This is a genomic window from Bacillus sp. SG20033 (assembly GCF_044570195.1).
In the GTDB taxonomy this organism is placed as follows: Bacteria; Bacillota; Bacilli; order Bacillales; family Bacillaceae; genus Bacillus; species Bacillus subtilis.
Map to the genome: position 1 here is coordinate 2,761,816 of NZ_CP172606.1, position 22,779 is coordinate 2,784,594.

The following is a 22,779-nucleotide window of genomic DNA, read 5'->3' on the forward strand; positions in this document are numbered from 1 at the left end:
ACCATCTAACACTGTAAGACTCAAACTAACAGTGTTAGATTAAATATAAACAAGAAAGAAGTGAAATATAATGGATACAGAAAACCTCTATTATTTTGAAAAAGCACCGATCGCAAAAGCTGTTGCTCACTTCGCTATACCGATGATGCTAGGTACATCAATGAGTGTCATATATTCCATTCTAAATGCCTTTTTCCTTGGTACACTCCACAATACCGCCATATTAACCGCACTCGCATTAACCTTGCCGTTATTTGCAATCATTATGGCGCTAGGCAACTTGATTGGCATGGGCAGCGGTACATTCATCTCCCGTTTGCTCGGGGAGAAAAAATATGATGATGTAAAGCATGTATCCTCATTTGCCTTTTACAGCAGTTTAGTTCTCGGTCTTATTGTGATGGCAGTGGGTCTCCCTTTAATCGATCCAATTGTTCATGGCCTGGGGGCAACATCTGACTCCTTCGGCTTCACGAAGGACTATGTCATGGTTATGCTTATTGGTTCACCTTTCGTCGTATTATTTTTCACGCTGGAGAATATCGTGCGCTCAGAGGGTTCAGCAATCACGTCGATGACCGGTATGATTCTCAGTGTTGTTGTAAATATTATGCTTGATGCGTTAGTCATCTTCGTATGCCATTGGGGTGTAATCGGAGTTGCGTCTGCTACCGTCATTTCCAACTTGGCTGCGAGTTCATTCTATGCCTTCCACATGGGATATAAGAGCCAGTTCTTAACTGTCTCCGTAAAGTGGTTCAAGGTTGGCCTGGATATTCTGAGCAATGTATTAAAAATCGGCATTCCGGTCTTTATTATGAGTATTTTTTTGGGGGCAATGTCTCTTATCTTTAATCATTTTCTTGTCGAATATGGGGACAAAGCCGTTGCTGCATACGGAATTTCATCCCGCTTATTTCAATTTCCTGAATTTATTTTGATGGGACTATGTGAAGGGGTCGTACCGTTAATTGCATTCTCTTTTACAGCGGATAAATTACGCATGAAAAATACCATTGGATTTACATTAAAAGCGATTGTGACGCTAGCAGTAATGTTTGGCGTTATCGTCTATTTAATTTCCGACCATCTAATAGGTTTATTTACAAATGACCCGCAATTAATTAAAATAGGCAGCTACATTCTACATGTTACGTTTTTATCCATATTTATTACAGGGATGTCCTCATTATTTACTGGTATCTTCCAAGCTACCGCGCAAGGAACGGCCGCTTTTGTTATGTCATTTATTCAAGGAATTACTCTGATTCCTGTATTGTTCATCGCCAATCAGGTGAACGGCTTTCATGGGGTGGTTTGGTCACTTGTCATTGCAGATACAGTCGCATTCCTTGTAGGTGCCATCATGCTTTATGCTTTGAGGAACAAATTGCAGCCTGAATTGAATAGTTAAGTGCTAGTAAACATATGACATTTAAATCCGTATTGTAAACTAATCAAATATGTAAAAAAAGATAGTTTAGCCCTCATAATCGGCTAAACTATCCCCTTCTCAAATCCTCCCACTTTATTATTAATGTGGTTTAGAAGAATTGAACCCGCACGAGTTATTCCGCTCACTATCATTGATTATGAAGCTTATATATTAAAAAATGGTGAGCTCAAAACAGTAAACGTCGGGCTTTTTTACTCTCTTCCTTTTAAATACACGATTAGAATCATCAAAAACAATAATGATATTTACACAAATTGCGATTTACGCAAAAGTCACCACTCCTCTTTTCATGGACAGAAAAAGAGGAGCAAACCTATGTCTGCGTCTTAACGTTTTTCTTTGCACAACGTCTAGTATCTTCTTTGGAAACCATAACGTCCATTTCTTCTATGATGAGATGAATTTTTCTGTAAGAAATTCAGCTAGTCTTACTAAACCACATGAAGAAATTGTTTACTCATTATGTCCTTTGTCATTTCAGTTATTCAACTATTGGTGTAAGTGAACTACCAGCCCATACCTCTCCCTTATTAAGGGTCCAGCTGTCATTATAAAAATTAGACCCACCTTTATTAACCGAAGGGCTGTGAACCTCATCCCAAGTTAGAAAGTACACGGTTTTCGGATATTTTTGTTTGACTGTATTAAGAAACACAGCATAATCCAAATTACCATCTTGTTTTTGTGTGCCGATTTCTGTGAACGCAAATGGCTTATTAAGAGCTGTTAACTCATCATATCCTTGAATTGTAAAATCATCTGAGAAATACGCATCTAATCCAACAATATCAACATATGAAGATCCAGGATAAAAGTCAGTCTTAAAGTCTCGATTGGCGTCCGGTGAGTAAACCCATATCAGGTTGTCCAAACCTCTTGTATCAGTCATATAATGATAGATTTTTTGATAAAGTTGTTTATAAAGTGAGAAGCGCTGGCTGTCTTTTTTGTTATATTCGGTTAGTCCCCACCAAAACCATTCTCCATTCATTTCATGAAGAGGCCTGAATAGAACAGGTACACCTTCATTTTTTAACTGATCAAGGCCATCTGCAACTTTGCTCAGAACAGCCTCTAATCGCTTACCCTCTATAGTTGATGAGTCTAAGATTTTTTCATACTCACTGTTTGAAATATGGGAAGCATTTTTCCCAAAAGTACTGGATGCAGGATTAGCTAGATGTAAGCTAATCTGTGGTATTCCACCGCTTTTCCAATATGAGATTAAGTCACTGTTGCAACTATAGTCGATCGTCTCAGTAATATCAGAAATATAGGGCTTCTCCAACCATCCACTGGAATAGTCACAACCATAAATTGCGGGTAGCTGGCCTGTAGCATTCTTAATTTGGTTGGCTTCTTTCATGGAAAACGAAGCATTTGTGAATCCGCCGAATGCACCTGACAGTATGCGATTTTCAGATCGGTTTGGTAGATGAGCTAGCCAATTCATCAACTCTTTCGTTGTCGCCTGAGCATTAGGATTCACAGGGTAAACTGTATGAGCAAGAGCCGACTGTGAAAAAGATGAAACGATTATGAAAGATAGTAATATAAAAACACCAATTTTTTCATACATATATATTCTCCGTCTTCTACTTTTTATTATTTTAATCATTTATTCTGTTAAAGATTTATAAAGCACAGAATCTATTAAGTCATTTACGCTTTTTCATCCCCTTTCATATTTAAAATAAGAGAGACCTTCCTTAGAGATATTTGCATTTACCCATTGTAAATCTCCATTTTTTGGGCATTAATTATATTAAACCGAAAAATATCTTCTTTCATCAGACGTTTCACCTATTTTTTACTGTATGCCTCACAGACTATAAAGCAAACTTTCCCTTTTGTATTTAAACCTTATTACCTATTTCATTAAGTCGAATTATTTTCGATATTAAGTGGTGGATGATTTTCACTCTCTTTTTTATCCTATTAAATTATTTTAAAAAATAATCAAAAAACAAATCATTTTGATCCCTATTCATAGCAGCAAACGTTACTTTTGGTACAAAGTCCTTTATAAACAGAAAGAGGAGCAAACGTATGGTTTACTCCTCTAACTTAGTTTCTTTCTTCTTGGTTTTTCATAATCTGATGTTTTCCTTAACAGCAGTTCCAACCCGTCACTTTCTCCGCAGCATATAATCAAGATTCTAATACCAATCCAAAAGTTATTTTGATCTACTGAGAATTTTAATTTGCGGTGCCCTATTGCCTTTTTCTCTCTCTGACTCATAGTTTTAAACCATTCAATAAAAAACCCTCAATTGATGTTTCATATTCATTTGATTTTCAAAAACTTCAGCCGTATCAACCTGTTAATCTTTCATTTTACCCGCTGACTGATATCAAAGAAGCTCTAACCAAATTTTAATAGCTGTCGCACCTATTAATAGCGCTAAAATCCATTGCAGGAATTTTGTATTTACTTTTTGCCCAACTGATGCACCAATAGGAGAAGCAATTAAACTAGCAATCATAAGAACCAGAGCTGGTACAAAAAGAACCTGGCCCGTGATTACTTTTCCAACTGTTGCGCCAATAGATGAAAGAAATGTAATCGCAAGAGATGAAGCGACTGTGATTCTAACAGGAATATTTAAAATCGATAACATAATGGGGACCAGGATAAAGGCGCCGCCAGCTCCTAAAATACCTGATACACCACCTATGATTAACGCTAGGGACGAAGCCAACCATTTATTAAATATCACTTCTTTGTCTTCGCTATGTTCTTGTCCTTTTTTAGGTATCAACATTAAAATAACTGCTAAAATAGCCAGAATTCCGTATATAAAGTTAATTCCTTTTTCAGATATGTAATGAGAAAAGTAACTCCCCAATACACTCCCTAAAAGGATGCTGCTTCCCATGTAAATAATTAATGCTTTATTTAGAAGACCACTCTTACGATAAGCCCAAACACCGCCGAGTGTCGCAAAGAAAACTTGAATAGCCCCTATCCCTGAAACTTCATGGGCAGTTAATGACATCACTCCCACTAAAGAAGGAATGTACAATAGCATTGGATAATTAATAACTGCTCCGCCAATACCAATCATTCCGGAAATAAAGGCACCAATAAACCCTATAATGAAAAGAGTTGTGATAAAGGCAATATCCACTTTGGTTTCCTCCTTTCAAAGGAAAAGGGTATCTTTTTATTCGATACCCTTTCACATTATTAGCCTTTTTTAATCCAGAATTTCAATACATCACCTTCATCAGTTTGCTCTAAAAGGTCATGCCCGCCTGATTTAGACCAAGCTGCAAGATCACTTTTAGCTCCCTTATCTGTTGCATGCACTTCTAATATTTGACCTGATTCCAGTTCATTCATCGCTTTTTTTGTCCTGACGATTGGCATTGGGCATGCCAGGCCTTTTGCGTCTAATACTTTATCTGATTTCATGTTCATCTCTCCTCTTTTTAATAGAAACTTGTGTTACCGTATTGCACAGCGGTTTGGACCAATCTCCATTTCACGCTGTTTTTCTTCATCTGGGCTGATTTTCCCCATGTTTGTTTCTCGAATCTCTTGGTATGCATTTGGTTGCGGAGGCAAATGATCTGTTACTAGGTGTCTAAATTCTGTTTCATTCGCAATGTTCAAACCATGGTTCTCGCTAAATAATGTACTTAGTTTTTTACCAACACTTCCATCCTCATTTAGCTCGTCAATGATCATAAAGTGTGCTGGTAATACAATTAAATCCTTTGATAACGCTTTGTAACGGCTATAAAGCGTTTTTCTTAAATCTCCTACCCAATCTTCTGCCATACCGGCTAAGTCTGGTCTGCCAATTGAATCAATAAACAAAATATCACCTGAAAGAAGATACAGATCATCGACAATGAAAGAAGTGGACCCAATCGTGTGCCCCGGAGAATAAATCGGTTGAATTTTAATCGTTGTATTTCCAATGATCATGTCGTTTCCTTCTTCCAACGGCTGATAATCGAATACCACTTCTTCAGCATCTTTAGGCGGTAACCAGTAGGTTGCTTTTGTTTTTTCAGCAATGACTCTGCCGCCTGAAATATGGTCCGCGTGAAGATGTGTATCAAATACGTGAGTAATCGTTGCACTCTTCTCCTTCGCAAAATCCATAAAGAAATCTACCATACGTGTCGCATCAATAATTGCTGCTTCACCATTGGAAATGACCATGTATGACAGGCAGCCTTTACCGATTCGAACAAACTGATACATCTCACCGCCATCTTTTAAATCCCCGACTTTTACCGGCTCTAAATGTTCGCTCCATGCTTTCATTCCACCCTTAAGATAGGATACAGAATGACCTGCTTCAGATAGCATTTCGGATACCATGACGGATGAACCTTCTTTTGCACAAACGACCAGCACTTCTTTATCAGAAGGAATTTTCTCCAAGATATCTTCTACGCCATCTAAAAGATCGAAATACGGTATATTTAAATGGTCAAAGTCATGTCCTTCAATCTTCCAATCGTTAAAATCATTTTCATTACGCACATCCAAAATAAATAAAGGTTCTTTGTTAAAGATTTTTTTTGTCACTTCTTTTGGGGTCATTGCCTTTACGGTCATGTTTCAATACCTCCTATATCGAATCTTTTAGCGGGACTAAAATGTTAAGGATACATCAGCATCTTTAGTAAAATCTAAAAAGGTAACAGCCCCGCCTACTTCGATTCCTTCCATAAAATCATCTTTTGTTAAACCCATAACGTCCATCGTTATTTGACAACCAATTCATGCAACTCCCATTTCAATCAGTTAAGAATAGAAGGCACATTTGCTTTCTTACAACCTTCTGCGAAGTGTTCTTTTCCTTTCGGCATTTCTAAATGTTGATGGGAATGCTTATGGATCAGGTTTAATCCCTCGAATGTAAAGAAGATAGATACTTCTTGATCACTTGCTGCTGCCGCAGTCGCAATATTAAATACTTTATAAGCGTCAAACAGACCACCATTTGCCGCAATAATCGCTACTCTTGTACTTATCTGTTCATCATCCTTTTTGTTTATTCTGTTTTACCTGTCCAATCCCGCATACCGGGAACAACATTAATAACCTTTTTAAAACCTTGTTTTTTCATAGTGCGGGCCGCCATTTCACTTCTTCTTCCCGAATGGCAGATAATATAAATTTCATCATTTTCGTTTAATTCGTTAGAGCGCTTTTCCACTTCACCAAGAGGGATATGCACAACTCCAGGGATATGAGCTTTTTCATACTCCTCTATCTCTCGTACATCTAAAATGTTAAGAGACTCGTCACTATCCACTTTCTGTTTGAAAGCTTCTAATGAAATCTCAGGAATTGAAGATGCATTTTCTGATGAATGCTCTCCTCCTTTTCGAAGAAAATGACGAAGTATTTCTCCCTCTGCTTCAGTACCTAGATATTCATGGCCTGTACTTTTTGCCCATGCTGCCAGATCTGCTGTAGAACCTTTATCTGTCGCATGAATTTCCAATACTTCACCAGCTTTTATATCCTTCATTCTCTTCTTCGTTTTTACGATAGGCATTGGACACGCCAAACCTTTAGCGTCTAGTACAATATTTGCTTTCATCATTTTTTCCTCCTTTTCTCATATAGGGGTGGGGGTATATAAATATACAAAAAGTTTCTCCCTAGAAGTTAATACCATGTATTCATACCCCCTTTTATATTTGTGATCTTTTTAAATCCTTGTTTCTTCAATATTTTACTTGCCTTTAAACTTCTCATTCCGCTTTGACAGATAACAAAAACTTCTTTGTCTTTCGAAAGCTGATTCGTTAGACGAGGCAAGTTAGTCAAGGGAAAATTTTTGAACCCTTTAATATGCTTTGTACGAAACTCATAAGGTGTTCGCACATCTATAAACTGTATGTCTTTATTTTTCAGCTCTGACTTTAAATCAGCAGTTGTTATTTGTTTAACACCTTGCAATGATAAAAAACGTCGAAATACGAACCAAAGTAAAAATAAAATGAGTAAGATAATGAACATGGCGCCACTATCCATAGTGTTTATAACTTCCCTTCATTTATTTAGCAATGAGTAACATTAGATAAATAAGTTGACACTGCCTTCCTCAGCATCAGCCAAATAGGCTGCTACACCAGCATAGTCGATATCATCTAATAGTTCTTTTTCCTGTAAACCAAGAAGATCCATTGTCATCGTACAAGCTACGAGCTTTACCCCCTGTTCTTGAGCCATCTCAATCAACTGAGGTAATGTAAGTGCATTATGCTTTTTCATCACATTTTTAATCATTTTAGGGCCCATACCTGCAAAGTTCATTTTAGATAAACCCATCTTATCAGCACCACGAGGCATCATCTTTCCAAACATTTTTTCAAGAAATCCTTTTTTCACTGGAATCAGCTCTTCTTTACGTAAAGCGTTTAATCCCCAAAAAGTATGGAAGATCGTCACTTCATGATCGTAGGCAGCTGCACCATTTGCAATAATATATGCTGCCATTGCTTTATCATAATCCCCGCTAAATAAAACAATTGTTGTGCGTTTTGTTTGTTCTGTCATTTTATTCTCCTAACTAATTACCCCCATGGGTATATTGAAGCCAAAAAAATTTTTCTATTATACAACTCTTTAAATACCAGTAGGGGTATAATATAACGCATATAAAAATTCGTCAACCTTAGGTTGATGAATTTTTATCGGCTCTTTACCAATAAGTCGACTGCTTCTTTTACTAAATTTTGTGTGTCTTCGCCTTTTTCTAAACTTTCACGAACACAATGTTCAAGGTTTGTGCTCACAATTAAACCCATCGCTCGATCGATAGCATTACGGGAAGCTGCTAATTGGGTCACAACCTCTCTACAATCTTTTCCTTGTTCCATCATAGTCAATACACCTTTAATTTGTCCTTCTATCCGTCGTAAACGGTTTTTAATCTTTTGATCATACTCCATATATCAATGAAATCCTTTCTTAAATTTATTTTTACATTTACATGCTGCCAGTTCATAACTGTTTACATGGATACCTTTGCGCTTTAGAAAACGCACTCCTAAATTTAATTCCACCCGATCACGAGCTATTATGTGTATTTTATCACGTGGAATCTCTAAATAAAAACGTTTTAGATACGCATATGGGATGTTTAAAATAATATTATCCGAAAAATTGGGTACATCGTTATAATGGCGAATATCTAATATTGTCATGTCTATAGCCTTTAATTTATCTTTATGGATACAAGAGATTCCGGTTATAGGATAATAACGTCTATACGTTGCAATGATAATCACAAAAATAAGCAGGAATGCAATAACTAAATAATTGATACTACTTACACCACCTTATTAACTCTTTGTTATTCACAAAACTATAATATACCCCCATAGGTATATAGTCAAGTGTGAAAGTCACTTTCTTTGAGCTGATAGATTCATTTCAATATCCGCGAATTGAAAAAATACTTACATTTCGATAATGCCAATTCTGCTAAAAGTAACTTGAATAAAGAAATAAGCCGATTTTATTTTAAATCGACTTTATTTTATCAATTACTTTTAAAATTAGCACAAGACTGCTTGGATATTACATTGGGTTTCATTTGCATAAAAACAATTCTTAGGTACTGGTTCCCCATGTTTCATGCTGGATGTGATTCTGCGAATAACTATGCTAATCTTCCGCAGCCACTGCATCTGCTTTGGTTTTATGAACTGTACCAAATGGATGGTTAGGAGGAGCATAAATGGAGTAAAGTTTTAATGGCGTATTTCCTGTATTAATCACGTTATGCCAAGTGCCGGCAGGTACAACAATGGCAGAATCATCATAAACATTTCTTTGAAAGTTCAAATGATCTTTGCTCTTTCCCATTTTGACGACCCCACGCCCCTGCTCAATCCGTAAGAACTGGTCAACGTTAGGATGGATTTCCAAACCAATGTCTTCTCCAATACCAAGACTCATCAAAGTAACTTGAAAATGCTTTCCTGTCCATAAAGCAGTACGGAACGTATTGTTTTGTTTTGTGGCTCTATTGATATTTACAACAAATGGTTTTGGTCCATAATCCTTTAAAAGAAGATTTCTATCTTCATATGAAGAGCGCAAATCGGCACCTCTGTGTACGTTCTCCATCTCATTTGGAATAGTCCAATAAACAGATCTTCCATCATTATACATCGGTACAGTCACATAATAATAACATTGAGGCGAAAAAGGGTTATAGTACATTTTTTGATCCCCGCAATTATAAATTTTTGTGATAGTATCCTATGCATTTATTAAGGGAGTGTGCTAAATCAAGAAAACTCATATTAAACACAAAAATGAATGTTCGATCACCGTTTGATTCACGGATGAATAATTTATCACCGACCTTGTAATCGTTTTCTGGCTGTTGAATTTCACTAGCCTTTGTTAACAAGACATCGAATGACATTTTTATATGATGGATTACCAAAGGTCAACGATCCTAAATGGCTTTTGAACATTTACATAGCACAACAACAGAGTATACGGAATTCTGTTGTTTGCCCCCCCCCTATCCCAGCTCTTTTAGATTTATCTCTTTGGATGCGCCTTGATGGCCAGCTTTTCAGTAGCGTAGTATTTAGCGCCTGCTGAATCGTTATAGCATATTTCAACGCCGATAGACTTGCGGTTCCCAGTGCAGTTTGTACCGTCACCTGTATGTGGGCTCGCTTTTAGTAAACCAGTTTATATTCTTTTGATAATCTTACACCTCTTTAACTTGAAGGAGGATTTTTGCATATGTATTTTCATACCCGTCAACTACCATCTCATCCAGCATATATTCCTCATATGCATTTTCCCCTATTTGCATTCCATTCTTTTCAATGAACTCAATGATTCTCCGGTACGCCTCTTCAGTATTTCCGCCTATTTCATATCCAACTGCATACAGGCCTTTTGGCCGTACATGATAATTTATGTTCTCTGCCCCATTTTTTACTTTTATATAAAAGTAACTGTAATTGTAGAAGTCTTTTTCTAAGATTTGTTCCCGTGCAAAGATTCCGCCTATCGGATATCCTTCATCTAATTCATATTGCTGAACTTCATGAATGAGTTCTGAAATGGCTGCCACATATTTTCGTTCCGGTAAGTTTAATGTTTTTCGGCTTAACATGAATGTTTCTTCATTTAAATATTCAAAAGAAATTGAGGAAAAATCAGTCTCAAGTGCTTGTTCTGTAAGCGTCACTTTTGTTTGTAAGATCGTTTGCAACTGCTTAAGCTCATTTATTTTTTTATCAATCTCAATAGACTTTTCTTTTAGAACATGCAGGATCTTGTCTGGTGTTTTTCCTTTTATTAGACATTTTATTTCTTTTAATGGAACCCCAAGCTCTTTAAATAGAGTGATGACTTGAAAAATCTCAAATTGATGATAGGAATAATATCTATACCCATTTTCTTTTTTTATTTCCGGCGAGAAAAGACCAATCTCATCATAATGAAATAAGGTTTGTTTTTTTACACGGCAGAGCTTCGAAAACTCCCCTGTTGTGAAATACTTCTTAACATCTTCGCTCATAAAAACCTCCTTGACTATACGGTAACCATATACCTTATGATTTGATTGTACTTGAAAAAAGCTTCAAGCGAAAAGGATAGGTAAAAAGGGTTCAATTGAGTAAAAGGGGAATTCAGATGAAAAAATCAATAAATGAGCAAAAAACAATATTCATTATACTATTAAGCAACATCTTCGTAGCATTTCTTGGTATCGGTTTAATCATTCCAGTTATGCCTTCTTTTATGAAAATCATGCATTTATCCGGCAGCACAATGGGTTATCTTGTTGCGGCTTTTGCCATTTCTCAGTTAATTACTTCACCTTTTGCAGGTAGGTGGGTTGACCGTTTTGGGAGAAAAAAAATGATTATTCTCGGGTTGCTTATATTCAGTTTATCTGAGTTGATTTTCGGATTAGGGACCCATGTTTCAATATTTTATTTCTCGAGGATATTGGGTGGTATAAGTGCGGCTTTTATCATGCCCGCGGTAACAGCATATGTAGCTGATATTACAACCCTAAAGGAAAGGTCAAAGGCTATGGGGTATGTTTCTGCTGCAATTAGCACCGGCTTTATTATTGGGCCTGGTGCGGGAGGATTTATTGCCGGCTTTGGTATCCGCATGCCGTTTTTCTTCGCCTCCGCCATCGCGTTAATAGCAGCTGTCACTTCCGTTTTTATACTAAAAGAGTCATTGTCGACAGAAGAACGCCATCAACTCTCATCTCATACAAAGGAATCAAATTTTATTAAAGACTTGAAGAGATCCATTCATCCTGTCTATTTCATTGCATTTATTATCGTCTTTGTAATGGCTTTTGGTTTATCAGCTTATGAAACGGTATTCAGCTTGTTTTCTGATCATAAATTTGGCTTCACACCAAAAGATATTGCAGCCATTATTACGATTAGTTCCATTGTTGCGGTAGTTATTCAAGTTTTACTATTCGGGAAATTGGTCAACAAACTTGGAGAGAAAAGAATGATTCAGCTGTGCTTAATAACCGGTGCGATCTTGACTTTCGTGTCTACTGTTATGTCAGGATTTTTAACTGTTTTGCTTGTAACTTGTTTTATTTTTCTAGCGTTCGATTTGCTACGTCCCGCCTTAACCGCTCATTTATCCAATATGGCCGGTAACCAGCAGGGTTTCGTAGCAGGCATGAACTCCACATACACCAGCCTGGGAAATATATTTGGACCTGCTCTAGGCGGTATACTATTTGATCTTAACATTCATTATCCTTTCCTTTTTGCAGGTTTCGTTATGATTGTCGGCCTTGGTCTTACAATGGTTTGGAAAGAAAAAAAGAATGATGCTGCAGCTTTGAATTAATTCATTTTCTATAAAGCAAAGTCATTTGGATGCAGGGAATGCCCCTGGTTAGGCACAATAAGAAAAGGTACTTAATTTGATAGGCTACATGTTGCTTGATGTGAAAATAGTTTATGCTGAGTTTTAGCAATATCAGGATTTCATCTGCCATCACCTTAAGCCGCAGCCTAACCGGGATAAGAAAAAAGGAGAATGTAGTATGAGTATAAACATAAAAGCAGTAACTGATGATAATCGTGCTGCAATTCTTGATCTGCATGTCAGCCAGAATCAATTATCATATATTGAATCTACAAAAATATGTTTAGAGGATGCAAAAGAATGTCACTATTATAAACCTGTCGGGCTTTACTATGAAGGAGATCTAGTCGGTTTTGCAATGTATGGATTGTTTCCCGAGTATGATGAAGATAATAAAAACGGACGAGTCTGGCTTGACCGATTTTTTATTGACGAACGCTATCAGGGAAAAGGATTAGGGAAGAAAATGCTTAAAGCCCTCATTCAGCACCTTGCTGAGCTATATAAATGCAAGAGAATTTATTTAAGTATATTTGAAAATAATATTCATGCTATACGCCTTTATCAAAGGTTTGGTTTTCGATTTAATGGTGAACTCGACTTTAATGGTGAGAAGGTAATGGTAAAAGAGCTATAGATATCCAAGCCTCCTTGTTTGCTGAGAAACGTTTGAACTTCGATCATGATTACCTACTTAAACTGCAAGATCATTGTTTAAAAAAGCCTGGATGAAAATTTCATCTCAGGCTTTAAGCATCTTATTAGTCAAAATCTCATGTGTTTTATCCAGATGTTATTCTTTTTTCCGGACAATTTCTAAATAATTAATATGCCGGCCAACTGTTTTGTACACTTTAAAAATATACCCATTGGCTTCTATAACGGACCCAACTGCAGCGTCTATTTGTTGAGTCATAAACCAGCCGCCTATTGTATCCACTTCGTCACTTTCTAACGCCGTTCCCAATAAATCATTTACATCCTCAATGAGCACTTTCGAATCTAAGATATAGTGATTATCATTTACTTTTCTAATATCAGGCACTTCATCTTTATCAAATTCATCTCTGATTTCCCCGACAATTTCTTCAAGAATATCTTCAGCAGTGACTAAACCTGAAGTGCCGCCATATTCATCCACAAGAATAGCGATATGTGTTCGCTCTTTTTGCATTTTTACCAATAAATCATGAATTGGAACGGATTCAATAACATGGATAACAGGGTTGATATGATTTTCTAACTTGAAATCCTCTTTTATCTTCTGGTCTGTGTCAATATAAGCTGACAAGAATTCTTTAGCATTGATAAAACCAATGATTGAATCTTTATCTCCATTTAGGACTGGGTACCTTGTATAACTCTCTGTCTTAATGGTCTTAACAATAGTTTCATAAGAATCCTCCCTAGAAATCGCTACGATCTCTCTTCTCGGAATCATAATTTCTTTGGCAATTCTTTCATCAAATTCAAAAATATTATTTACATATTTCAACTCATTTTTATTGATTTCACCGCTCTTATAGCTTTCAGACAGTAAGATGCGCAGTTCTTCTTCAGAATGAGCAAGTTCATGTTCTGATGCAGGTTTCAAACCGAAGAGTCCTACTATAAACCGGGCTGAACCATTTAAAAACCATATAAAAGGGAACAGGATGCGGTAAAACCAAATAATTGGCTTTGCAGTCAAAAGAGTGATGGTTTCCGCTTTTTGGATAGCGAGTGTTTTAGGAGCAAGTTCTCCAACTACAACGTGCAAAAAAGTCGCAATCACAAAAGCAATCACTAAGATCAATACATGTGAGACTGTTTCACTTACATGAAAATGAGCAAATAAGGGGTGCAAAATCACTTCAAAAGTCGATTCTCCAACCCAGCCAATTCCCAACGCTGTAACCGTGATCCCTAATTGACAAGCTGACAAATATTCGTCCAAATGAGTAATGACCTTTTTGGCTGATACGGCACCTTTTTTTCCCTCTAATATGAGTTGGTCAATTTTTGATGACCTGATCTTTACTATCGCAAATTCAGTCGCAACAAAAAATGCTGTTAAGACAATTAAAATAGTAAAGATTATAAGGTTAATGGTTGTCAATGATTTGCCTTACTTAGTAAGGTGTACACCTCCGATATAAATATTTATTTTTCTAACCCGTTTTTTCTGAATAAACAAAAAACAGTATATATAACATTATAAGTTCAAAAGAACCTAAAATCAACTCTGAATGATGTAAATAATCATCTTTTTCCGTATGAAGAGTGGTTCCCATAGTATTTAACTAGCGATTGATGACGTTTTAAGGCTTAAAAAAGAAAGCAAAATAAAAACACACCTGAATTTTCTGGTGTGGTCAATAATACCCAACCGTCTTAATTTATTTGATGTCTTTATTAAGGTTTTCTCTTAAAATTTGAATCAATTCCGCCTGTTGCTTTATATTTTTGCGGCCATTTCTATTAATTGCAGCAAGTTCACAGACAATTCCAGCTGAAATGAAAAACAATAAACCTTCAAACATTTTAAATCCCCCACCGTCTAAGTGATAGTCAAATGTGTTTTTTCTTTTTGCAATACCTGCTTATAATCTTCCTTACGCTGATATATGTTATTTAAAATGAGTCCAATAATGACAAACAGTGTTCCTACTATATCAAAAGCAGTTATGTTATATCCTTTGATCACCATGATTAACAATGTAGTGATGGGGACAAAGTTAATAAATAAAATCCCGTTAATGGATGATAGGATTTTAATGCCATAGTTCCAACTAAGGAGGGCTATGATACCTGGTAAAGTAATCATAAATAAAAAATCATACTTAATTGCTGCAACTACTTTAATACTCGGTACCGACACGTAACCTTGCGCGGTAAGTATAGCTGTCATGATTCCTGTTATAGCTGTGCCGAATAAACATGTCAATGTTGAATAACGAAGTGTGGACCACTCTTGGAATAACTGTCCCCCCATTGTGTAGACAACCCATCCTAAAACACCAATGAATATAAAGAGTAGCGAGAATAGATGATCCCCTAATGAAAAAAAGAAACTTATATTACCTTTGGTTATGACCATCGAAGCCCCCAAAAAGGCAATCAATATACTGATCATTGTGTATTTTTTAGGTTTCACATGTTTATATCCCCATAGAATAACAATTGAAAGCATCGGCATGAGTGCCTCGGCAATGGACGCTGTCATAATTCCAGACTTCCCCATCAACCTTTGACCTAAAAAAATAAGAACATTGTATACAGTAAACGCCATCACCCCAAATAAAATGATCCATTTTGCTTTACCCTCTAAATGAAATGATTTTTTTCCTTCTCTCACTAATAATAAAATCACTAACATAATTGTTACCACACCGTAGCGAATAAATGAAAAATAAAACGGATCAATAAATTCTAATGCATGATCTGCAACTGGAAACATCGCGCCCCAAGACATACTTGCCACTAAACATGTAAGGGCACCAATGAATAATTGACTTTTTTTCATTGAATTCCCCTCCTTTTCTTTAAAATTACAATGAGAATTATAAAAAGAAGTAAGCATCAAGTAAAATGAACAAAAGTGATGAAAAACATCATTGATAATGATACTTTAATGAAGGGGGGATCTTCATGGAACTGCGAGACTTACAAATTTTCAAATGCGTAGCCCATCACAAGAGTATTACCGGTGCTGCAAAAGAGTTAAATTATGTACAATCTAATGTAACTGCGCGGATTAAGCAATTAGAGAATGAGCTCAAAACACCTCTTTTCAATCGCCATAAAAAAGGGGTTTCACTAAGCCCAGAGGGCCGAAAAATGATTGAATACGTTAACAAAATTTTGAAAGATGTTGAAGAACTGGAGCAGGTCTTTCTAGATACTGAAATACCATCTGGAATATTAAAAATCGGTACAGTGGAAACAGTGAGGATACTGCCGACCATCATAGCTTCCTATTATAAAAAGTATCCTAATGTGGATTTATCATTGCAGGCTGGTCTAACAGAGGAACTTATTAAAAAGGTCATGAATCACGAATTAGACGGAGCTTTTATTTCAGGTCCTTTGAAACATTCTATTCTGGAACAGTATGATGTTTATACTGAAAAACTTACTCTTGTAACCAGTAACAAAACGTTTAATATAGAGGATTTTTCAACGACTCCGATTCTTGTTTTTAATCAGGGGTGCGGGTATCGATCTAGGCTTGAACAATGGCTCAAAGATGAAGGTGTGCTCCCAAACAGAATGATGGAATTTAACATCCTGGAGACAATCTTAAATAGTGTTGCACTTGGACTCGGTATAACAGTGGTACCGGAATCTGCTGTTATGCATCTAGCTGCACAAGGTAAGGTTTATTGTCACCCATTACCTGAGAAAGACAGCTGTATCTCAACAATTTTTATACGCCATAAAGATGCGTACCTGACAAATTCAATGCGCAGCCTCCTTAAGACCATTGTTGAACATAAAAATATGAGTATGTCTTAAAGTGCTTTTTCTCTTTCTATGTTAACTTCTTAAATAAAAGAGAAAGCGCATCTCCACTTCGCTACCCTTATTCACGCAAAAAATAGAGCAGTAAACATGTGAGTTACTGCTCTGCTTCGTTTATTCACCGTTCAATTGTTTTACAATGTATTCAGCATCATTTCCTACGCCTTGAAGCAACGCTGAACCTCGCTTATGCTGCCAAGGCAGCCCTATAAAGTACAATCCTTCTACAGGTGAAACACCTCTATGATGTATGATTCGACCTTCTTGATCCAAAACACCTTTTATATTTATCCAACATAAGGGATTCCTGAAACCAGTAGCCCAAATAATATTGTTTACTTCTAATGTAGATGAATCTTTAAAAATGATTTCATTTTGCTTTGCGGCAATGACTCTTTTTTTTAAGATGATCTCCTTCTGTTTTATTGCATGTTTTAATTCATGCCCAAATACTGGATCACCTTTCTTTTGAATGAATTTGCCTACTATTGATGTATGACTTGCATGTAAAACTCCTAATTTATCAAACCACCAAAAGATGCTTCTTTTTCCGATCATTAAAGGGAAATAAACTAGTTTATTACTACAGGCTAAATATGTAACTCTTTCTTTGGATAATTCAACAGCTATCTGAGCACCACTATTCCCACCACCAACTACTAGTACATTTCCATATGCCAATTGTTTTGAATTCTTATATTGTGATGAGTGTAGTTGATTAATATGATCAGCTAAATCCTTTGATATTGATGGAATACTAGGGGTATGAAAAGGCCCTGTAGCAATGACAAGATTCTTCGTTTGATATTCTTCCCGATTTGTTTTTATTAAGAAATAATTCTTTATTTTTAGGACACTTATTACTTCTGTCCGTAACTGGATTGGAATTTCAAATTTTTTAACATACTTCTTTAGATAAGCAACAATTTCATTTTTTGTAGGAAATCCATGTTTTTCTCCTTCAAGATGCATTCCAGGCAAAGAGCTATACATTCGAGAAGTAAATAAAACTAATGAGTCATACCGATCTTTCCAGCTCTCCCCCACCTCATGACTTTTATCCAAAATGATAAACTTTTGATCGGACTGCTTAAGATAATATCCTATCGAGATCCCTGCTTGACCAGCCCCGATTACGATAGTGTCGTACACATTATCACCCCGCCAATTTCAAATTGTCAGTAGACAGAATCTGCAAAATGCTAGTTGATCTCCTCACTATAAAGTTAGATAAAAAATTTAATGGTGATGGTGGTCACGCGGCTTCTCCATTTTGGGCTGACAAAGGATCGCATTGTCGTGATTATGCGCTTCGGTTTCCATTTGAATGGTTACGTGCGTAATGCCTTTATGCTCAAGTTCATGTTCAATTTTGCGTAAAATATTTTCACTTTCTGAAATGGTCAGTTGATCGTCCACAACTGCATGGCAAGAAAGAGCATTCAATCCGCTTGTGATAGACCATATGTGTAAATCATGAATGTTTTGAATTCCCTCTGTCCCTTCAATTGTACGAATGATATCAGAGACATCGATATTTTCTGGAGTTCCTTCCATTAAGATGTGAATGGAATCTTTAGTCACATTGTAACCGCTTCTTAGAACAAGAATAGCCACAATGATACTAGCCAATGGATCTGCCCAGCCCCATCCAAAGAAGATGATAAGTATGGCAGCTAAAATGGCACCTACAGAGCCGAGCATATCGCTTATTACATGTAAATAAGCTCCTCTTATATTCAGATTATTCTTTGTATCTCCGCCACTCATCATAATCCAAGCGACCAATAGATTCACAACTAACCCGATGATACTAATTGTAAGCATGCCGGTTGTTGCTACTTCTGGTGGATGAGAGAAGCGTTCGATTGCTTCATAAATGATATAAAGAGAAATAAGAATTAAGGCAGCACCGTTTATCACAGCTGCAAGAATCTCAAATCGTTTATAGCCGAATGTCTTATTGTGATTTGCCTTTTTTTCAGCTAATGTAAAAGCAATCAGGGCAACCATTAATGAAATTGAATCACTCAGCATATGGCCTGCATCAGATAAAAGCGCCAGACTATTTGTTAAAAATCCAGCTATAGCTTCTATTATCATATAACCTGTAATCATGATAAAAGAGATCAATAAAACCTTTTTATTTGCTCCTTCATTATGATTATGACTATGATTGTGACCCATAAAAAACTCCTCCTTACCTAAAGTTTATTGATGCATATGTATTTATTATTTCAAATCTGTTATGAAGCATTCTAACATGATGCAAATAATATTTATATATGATCATGTGTTCATATATAAATATATCTGCTCTTTACTGAAATGTCAAAATATTTTTTATAGAAATCCACATACCTCCTTAATTATTCTTTTAGAAACATAAAAAAGCGGAGCAAACCCATGGTTTACTCCGCTAACCTAGTTTCTCTATCCTTTTCTTAAATCAAGCATTTGAGGGTAGTATTCAACTACAATTTAGAGGAAGGATGATTGTAAATTTGGTTGAACACATTTAATAAGCAATGCAACCGGCGAACAAGCACTTTGTCCTTCCTGCAGATCTGAGTGATATTGCTGTTGATTGATCAACTTGTTTTTGTTCGGAATATACTCAGTATATAGCCGCATATACCCCCTGCAATAGCTGGAATGAGCCACCCCAGCCCTATGTTATACATAGGGAGAATCTGAGAGAAAATATGATTCACAACTTCAATTTTTATTCCCGCCTCCTTCAAACCGTCAAATAAGCTGATGATGAATGCGAATAATAAACTGCCTTGATACACTTCTGTCTTCCCTTTAAATACAGAATGCAAAAACGTTAAAAATATTAAGGAAATCGCAATAGGATACATCGTCAGTAAGACAGGCATTGACACCTTAATAAGCTGGGTTAATCCTATATTTGCGACAAGCGTACTAAACACTGATAAAACAACAGCAATTTTTTTATAAGAAATGTTCGGAAATAATTCATGAAAAAATGAAGAACACGCTGTGATCAGTCCGACACTTGTCGTCAGACACGCCACTGTAATCATTAAGCCCAATAAGATTGAACCATAAGATCCAAAATAATAGGATGAAACCTTAGCCAAAACCTCTGCTCCATTTTCTAAAATTCCCAGTTCTTCAACGCTGGAAGCCCCCATATAGGAAAGAGCTGTATACATAACTGCTAAGAGTACAGCTGCAATCGCGGCTGCTTTTGCACAAACAACCATCAGCTGTTTTTTGGTAGAAGCTCCTTGTTCTTTCAATGCATTCACGATGATAATTCCAAAAACAAATGCTACAAGGGCATCCAGAGTGAGGTATCCTTCCTGAAATCCTTTAAAAAACGCTTGTGATGTGTACCCTTTTGATGGTGCTTGAATGGTTCCAATTGGGCGAATAAGAGCTACCACTACAAGCAATCCGATAAATGTCAGCTTAATTGGCGTCAAAAATTTTCCAACTATATCAATGATTTTTGAAGGATTAAGTGATAACAAGCATGCCAATGCGAAAAATAATATTGTAAATATGATCAATGAGACAGGGCCTGCATCATTTGATAAAAAAGGTTTTACCCCAATTTCAAACGATACGTTTCCTGATCTCGGGATAGCGAAAAAAGGCCCGATTGCCAAATAGAGAATCGTCGTAAATACAATGCCAAACACCGGGTGAACACGGCTGGCTAACGACTGTAAGTTTTGTTTACCTGAAAAAACAAATGCTGTTATAGCCAGTAATGGCAATCCAACTCCGGTCACTAAGAAACCTGCATTAGCGATCCATACATTTTTTCCAGCCATTTGACCAAGCATAGGCGGAAAAATGAGATTTCCTGCTCCAAAAAACAATGCAAATAGCATTAATCCTATAATGATGATATAGGAAGCAGACACTTTTTTTGACATTATATATCCTCCGATTAAAGTAGACACTTCTTGAATAGCCAGGAAACATTACAGATGCTATTTGCACTGGTACAGTGTTGATTCCAAAATAAGCTTGTGTCAGTTTTATATATTTTTATCAAGTTTAATAAAAGCATGATTTGATAGTTTCCGATATCGGTTAAAAAACCAATTGCACCAAAACCATATAAACAACGGTTCCCCCCGCTATGGAAAGAAGCATATTTTTCTTCCACAAGTGAAGCAGTACAACTGCAGCTGCCCCAACCAATTCAGGAATGCCATGACTTCCAGAAAGCAGACTCACATCTTTCAAACAATAAATGACCAAAAGCCCGATTACCGCTGATGGCAGCACTTTACCAAGATACTGTACATATTTCGGTGTCGGTTTACCAGACGGGAAAATCATGAATGGAAGGAACCGTGTCAGCATTGTTCCAAGCACGACCATTGCAATGGTGATCATTTGCTGCATCATAGTCATCGTCATACGGAAACCTCAGCTTTCTCCAATGGTTTTCTCAGAACAGTCAGTACCCCTAAAATGGCGAGCATAGCAGGAATAATAAATTGGTTTCCGCCAAAAAGGATAAGACTGGCTACTGAAAGTCCAAGTCCTGTGAGAGCACTGTAATGCTTTTTCTCTTTCATCCATTGTTCTATGAATATCACAATAAACAGAGAAGTCATCACAAAATCAAGCCCTTCGGTATTAAACTTCACGTACGACCCAAAAATACCTCCTATCGCTGCCCCCGCGACCCAATATAAATGATTAAGCAGTGTCACAAAAAACATAAACCAGCCCTTGTCAACATTCGCCGGAACATTAGCAGTATAATTGATAGAAAATGATTCATCGCACATTCCGAAAATCAGATAAAGCTTTTTCTTTCCAATCCCCCTGTACTTATCCAACATGGAAATTCCATAAAACAAATGCCGGGCATTGACCATTAACGTCAAAAAAAGAGCATTCATAGGGTTGAACGCACCAAGTAAAAAATTCGCTGCAACAAACTCCATTGAGCCCGCAAATATCATAAAACTCATGATGATTGGATAGATTGCGCTAAATCCCAAAGAATGCATAAAGATTCCATAAGCTATCCCCAAAAATAAAAACCCCGCAAAAATCGGAATTGTATATGGGAATGCAGAACGAAATGCAGCCCATATTTGACCTCTCTTATTCATATGAGTGTTTATAGCAGGAGAGCTTAAATGTAACGATTCTTTATTTTTATTCAAATCAACAACCTCCTACATTTCATCAATTGGCACACTGACAGTTCTTTTTTCTGTACTCATGACTATGCTTGTGTCAACTCCACTAATAGCAGGGTTCTGCATTAATGAATCAATGATAAAATTCCGATAACTCTCCATGTCCTTCGCCACAATCTTAAGCATATAGTCATGGCTTCCTGTAAGTATGTAGCATTCTTGAACCTGTGGGAATTTGTTTATATCCTCTAAAAATGAATGAATTGTCTCCCTATTTAAGGGTGATAAATTGATGAGAGCTAGAGCTGTGACTTCGATTCCAAGTTTTTTCTCATCAACAATAGTCGTAAACTTTTTAATTATACCTGCTTCTACTAGGTTCTTTGTTCTTACAAGGCAAGCTGATGGTGAAAGCCCAATTTTCTTAGATAAATTTAAATTTGATATTGAAGCATCTTCCTGCAATTCTCTTAAAATGGCCTTATCAGTTTCGTCAAGCATAATACTCATTTGATAACCCCCAATACAACTTAACAGAATTATATTTCATCCATTTTAAATAATAACGAATTTTTATTCGTTAATTAAATATTATTTAAATTTAAATTCTTTTAAAGTATTATTCACAGATTGAAATTATCCTCGCGATTAACTCATAATGAAATTAACTTACATCAGAAAGAAGTCATGGGAGAGTTATGTACTTGTGTGACTTGATACCAACATCATAAGAAACTTATCAGAAGCCAAAAAGTTATTGCGGTCTCACCGAAATTTTAATTTGTGGTGCCCTATTGCCT

At 36.4% G+C, this 22,779-nt stretch carries 23 protein-coding genes and 4 pseudogenes; 4 read left to right on the plus strand and 23 right to left on the minus strand.

The features are described 5' to 3' along the window. The first annotated feature begins 70 nt into the window (after positions 1-70). Positions 71-1,414 carry an MATE family efflux transporter gene (locus tag ACFVP7_RS14655; RefSeq protein ID WP_038429355.1) on the plus strand — a complete coding sequence of 448 codons (1,344 nt, stop codon included), beginning with the start codon at positions 71-73 and terminating at the stop codon, positions 1,412-1,414. Positions 1,415-1,937: 523 nt separating this feature from the next. Here ACFVP7_RS14655 and ACFVP7_RS14660 read toward each other — a convergent pair. The 14 genes and pseudogenes from ACFVP7_RS14660 to bltR all read right to left on the minus strand — a co-directional run bounded on the left by ACFVP7_RS14660 (position 1,938) and on the right by bltR (position 10,992). After that, positions 1,938-3,035, minus strand: a complete 1,098-nt coding sequence (locus ACFVP7_RS14660) for a glycosyl hydrolase (RefSeq protein ID WP_338730608.1) — start codon at positions 3,033-3,035, stop codon at positions 1,938-1,940. A gap of 775 nt (positions 3,036-3,810) precedes the next feature. After that, complete coding sequence (locus ACFVP7_RS14665) at positions 3,811-4,587, minus strand: sulfite exporter TauE/SafE family protein (RefSeq protein ID WP_024572221.1); 777 nt, start codon at positions 4,585-4,587, stop codon at positions 3,811-3,813. A 59-nt stretch (positions 4,588-4,646) separates the two neighbouring features. Continuing rightward, positions 4,647-4,874 (minus strand): sulfurtransferase TusA family protein, encoded by a 228-nt coding sequence (locus tag ACFVP7_RS14670; protein WP_012116896.1) that lies wholly within the window; start codon positions 4,872-4,874, stop codon positions 4,647-4,649. Positions 4,875-4,907: 33 nt separating this feature from the next. Continuing rightward, positions 4,908-6,042 (minus strand): annotated as a pseudogene (locus ACFVP7_RS14675) (MBL fold metallo-hydrolase). 29 nt (positions 6,043-6,071) lie between these two features. After that, a pseudogene (locus ACFVP7_RS14680) lies at positions 6,072-6,454 on the minus strand (DsrE/DsrF/DrsH-like family protein). A gap of 20 nt (positions 6,455-6,474) precedes the next feature. Next, the gene (locus tag ACFVP7_RS14685) at positions 6,475-7,032 is read right to left on the minus strand and encodes a sulfurtransferase TusA family protein (protein WP_338730609.1); all 558 of its coding nucleotides are present in this window, start codon (positions 7,030-7,032) and stop codon (positions 6,475-6,477) included. 65 nt (positions 7,033-7,097) lie between these two features. Next, on the minus strand, positions 7,098-7,466 hold the full coding sequence (locus ACFVP7_RS14690) for a rhodanese-like domain-containing protein (protein ID WP_130572597.1): 369 nt from the start codon (positions 7,464-7,466) through the stop codon (positions 7,098-7,100). A 42-nt stretch (positions 7,467-7,508) separates the two neighbouring features. Then, on the minus strand, positions 7,509-7,991 hold the full coding sequence (locus ACFVP7_RS14695) for a DsrE/DsrF/DrsH-like family protein (RefSeq protein WP_024572226.1): 483 nt from the start codon (positions 7,989-7,991) through the stop codon (positions 7,509-7,511). Positions 7,992-8,125: 134 nt separating this feature from the next. After that, the gene (locus tag ACFVP7_RS14700; protein ID WP_003237170.1) at positions 8,126-8,386 is read right to left on the minus strand and encodes a metal-sensitive transcriptional regulator; all 261 of its coding nucleotides are present in this window, start codon (positions 8,384-8,386) and stop codon (positions 8,126-8,128) included. Positions 8,387-8,389: 3 nt separating this feature from the next. Further along, positions 8,390-8,725 (minus strand): sulfurtransferase, encoded by a 336-nt coding sequence (locus tag ACFVP7_RS14705; protein ID WP_124058699.1) that lies wholly within the window; start codon positions 8,723-8,725, stop codon positions 8,390-8,392. Positions 8,726-9,104: 379 nt separating this feature from the next. Further along, positions 9,105-9,665 carry a cupin domain-containing protein gene (locus tag ACFVP7_RS14710; protein WP_029318137.1) on the minus strand — a complete coding sequence of 187 codons (561 nt, stop codon included), beginning with the start codon at positions 9,663-9,665 and terminating at the stop codon, positions 9,105-9,107. A gap of 222 nt (positions 9,666-9,887) precedes the next feature. Next, positions 9,888-10,060: pseudogene (locus ACFVP7_RS14715) on the minus strand (hypothetical protein). Further along, positions 10,014-10,127 (minus strand): annotated as a pseudogene (locus ACFVP7_RS14720) (N-acetylmuramoyl-L-alanine amidase); the annotation flags it as partial. The pseudogenes ACFVP7_RS14715 and ACFVP7_RS14720, both read right to left, overlap by 47 nt. Positions 10,128-10,170: 43 nt before the next feature. After that, positions 10,171-10,992 carry a multidrug efflux transcriptional regulator BltR gene (gene bltR / locus ACFVP7_RS14725; RefSeq protein WP_338730610.1) on the minus strand — a complete coding sequence of 274 codons (822 nt, stop codon included), beginning with the start codon at positions 10,990-10,992 and terminating at the stop codon, positions 10,171-10,173. A gap of 116 nt (positions 10,993-11,108) precedes the next feature. On the opposite strand from bltR, the gene blt reads away from it, so the two are divergent. Both blt and bltD read left to right on the plus strand, forming a co-directional pair. Beyond that, on the plus strand, positions 11,109-12,311 hold the full coding sequence (blt, locus tag ACFVP7_RS14730; protein WP_338730611.1) for a multidrug efflux MFS transporter Blt: 1,203 nt from the start codon (positions 11,109-11,111) through the stop codon (positions 12,309-12,311). A gap of 199 nt (positions 12,312-12,510) precedes the next feature. After that, the gene (bltD, locus tag ACFVP7_RS14735; RefSeq protein ID WP_283933588.1) at positions 12,511-12,969 is read left to right on the plus strand and encodes a spermine/spermidine acetyltransferase; all 459 of its coding nucleotides are present in this window, start codon (positions 12,511-12,513) and stop codon (positions 12,967-12,969) included. A gap of 156 nt (positions 12,970-13,125) precedes the next feature. Here bltD and ACFVP7_RS14740 read toward each other — a convergent pair whose 3' ends face one another. From ACFVP7_RS14740 to ACFVP7_RS14750, 3 genes are all read right to left on the minus strand, one after another. After that, positions 13,126-14,430, minus strand: a complete 1,305-nt coding sequence (locus tag ACFVP7_RS14740) for a hemolysin family protein (RefSeq protein WP_396582376.1) — start codon at positions 14,428-14,430, stop codon at positions 13,126-13,128. A 280-nt stretch (positions 14,431-14,710) separates the two neighbouring features. Next, positions 14,711-14,854 carry a YrzO family protein gene (locus tag ACFVP7_RS14745; RefSeq protein ID WP_017697705.1) on the minus strand — a complete coding sequence of 48 codons (144 nt, stop codon included), beginning with the start codon at positions 14,852-14,854 and terminating at the stop codon, positions 14,711-14,713. Positions 14,855-14,871: 17 nt separating this feature from the next. Beyond that, complete coding sequence (locus tag ACFVP7_RS14750) at positions 14,872-15,837, minus strand: DMT family transporter (protein ID WP_038829688.1); 966 nt, start codon at positions 15,835-15,837, stop codon at positions 14,872-14,874. A 125-nt stretch (positions 15,838-15,962) separates the two neighbouring features. Here ACFVP7_RS14750 and czcR point away from each other — a divergent pair, with 125 nt between their 5' ends. Continuing rightward, entirely contained in the window at positions 15,963-16,829 is an 867-nt protein-coding gene (gene czcR / locus ACFVP7_RS14755) for a LysR family transcriptional regulator CzcR (protein ID WP_014480355.1), read from the plus strand. 120 nt (positions 16,830-16,949) lie between these two features. On the opposite strand, the gene ACFVP7_RS14760 is transcribed toward czcR, so the two are convergent. From ACFVP7_RS14760 to azlB, 6 genes are all read right to left on the minus strand, one after another. Then, on the minus strand, positions 16,950-17,987 hold the full coding sequence (locus tag ACFVP7_RS14760) for an NAD(P)/FAD-dependent oxidoreductase (protein ID WP_338730613.1): 1,038 nt from the start codon (positions 17,985-17,987) through the stop codon (positions 16,950-16,952). 87 nt (positions 17,988-18,074) lie between these two features. Next, positions 18,075-19,022, minus strand: coding sequence for a CDF family zinc transporter CzcD (czcD, locus tag ACFVP7_RS14765; RefSeq protein WP_161986218.1), 948 nt, complete (start codon positions 19,020-19,022; stop codon positions 18,075-18,077). Positions 19,023-19,426: 404 nt separating this feature from the next. Beyond that, on the minus strand, positions 19,427-20,749 hold the full coding sequence (gene brnQ / locus ACFVP7_RS14770; RefSeq protein ID WP_161619578.1) for a branched-chain amino acid transport system II carrier protein: 1,323 nt from the start codon (positions 20,747-20,749) through the stop codon (positions 19,427-19,429). Between the two features lie 160 nt (positions 20,750-20,909). Beyond that, positions 20,910-21,242 carry a branched-chain amino acid transporter AzlD gene (azlD, locus tag ACFVP7_RS14775; RefSeq protein ID WP_041517953.1) on the minus strand — a complete coding sequence of 111 codons (333 nt, stop codon included), beginning with the start codon at positions 21,240-21,242 and terminating at the stop codon, positions 20,910-20,912. After that, positions 21,239-22,003, minus strand: coding sequence for an azaleucine resistance protein AzlC (azlC, locus tag ACFVP7_RS14780; RefSeq protein ID WP_338730614.1), 765 nt, complete (start codon positions 22,001-22,003; stop codon positions 21,239-21,241). Before azlC ends, azlD begins: the two co-directional genes overlap by 4 nt. Positions 22,004-22,015: 12 nt before the next feature. After that, positions 22,016-22,489, minus strand: coding sequence for an azlBCD operon transcriptional regulator AzlB (azlB, locus tag ACFVP7_RS14785; protein ID WP_338730615.1), 474 nt, complete (start codon positions 22,487-22,489; stop codon positions 22,016-22,018). Between the last annotated feature and the right edge of the window lie 290 nt (positions 22,490-22,779).

Coding starts and splice junctions, on each gene's coding strand:
- ACFVP7_RS14655 (WP_038429355.1), top strand. CDS start 71: ATGGATACAGAAAACCTCTATTATTTTGAAAAAGCACCGATCGCAAAA.
- ACFVP7_RS14660 (WP_338730608.1), bottom strand. CDS start 3,035: ATGTATGAAAAAATTGGTGTTTTTATATTACTATCTTTCATAATCGTT.
- ACFVP7_RS14670 (WP_012116896.1), bottom strand. CDS start 4,874: ATGAAATCAGATAAAGTATTAGACGCAAAAGGCCTGGCATGCCCAATG.
- ACFVP7_RS14685 (WP_338730609.1), bottom strand. CDS start 7,032: ATGATGAAAGCAAATATTGTACTAGACGCTAAAGGTTTGGCGTGTCCA.
- ACFVP7_RS14690 (WP_130572597.1), bottom strand. CDS start 7,466: ATGGATAGTGGCGCCATGTTCATTATCTTACTCATTTTATTTTTACTT.
- ACFVP7_RS14695 (WP_024572226.1), bottom strand. CDS start 7,991: ATGACAGAACAAACAAAACGCACAACAATTGTTTTATTTAGCGGGGAT.
- ACFVP7_RS14700 (WP_003237170.1), bottom strand. CDS start 8,386: ATGGAGTATGATCAAAAGATTAAAAACCGTTTACGACGGATAGAAGGA.
- ACFVP7_RS14710 (WP_029318137.1), bottom strand. CDS start 9,665: ATGTACTATAACCCTTTTTCGCCTCAATGTTATTATTATGTGACTGTA.
- bltR (WP_338730610.1), bottom strand. CDS start 10,992: ATGAGCGAAGATGTTAAGAAGTATTTCACAACAGGGGAGTTTTCGAAG.
- blt (WP_338730611.1), top strand. CDS start 11,109: ATGAAAAAATCAATAAATGAGCAAAAAACAATATTCATTATACTATTA.
- bltD (WP_283933588.1), top strand. CDS start 12,511: ATGAGTATAAACATAAAAGCAGTAACTGATGATAATCGTGCTGCAATT.
- ACFVP7_RS14745 (WP_017697705.1), bottom strand. CDS start 14,854: ATGTTTGAAGGTTTATTGTTTTTCATTTCAGCTGGAATTGTCTGTGAA.
- ACFVP7_RS14750 (WP_038829688.1), bottom strand. CDS start 15,837: ATGAAAAAAAGTCAATTATTCATTGGTGCCCTTACATGTTTAGTGGCA.
- czcR (WP_014480355.1), top strand. CDS start 15,963: ATGGAACTGCGAGACTTACAAATTTTCAAATGCGTAGCCCATCACAAG.
- czcD (WP_161986218.1), bottom strand. CDS start 19,022: ATGGGTCACAATCATAGTCATAATCATAATGAAGGAGCAAATAAAAAG.
- brnQ (WP_161619578.1), bottom strand. CDS start 20,749: ATGTCAAAAAAAGTGTCTGCTTCCTATATCATCATTATAGGATTAATG.
- azlD (WP_041517953.1), bottom strand. CDS start 21,242: ATGACGATGACTATGATGCAGCAAATGATCACCATTGCAATGGTCGTG.
- azlB (WP_338730615.1), bottom strand. CDS start 22,489: ATGAGTATTATGCTTGACGAAACTGATAAGGCCATTTTAAGAGAATTG.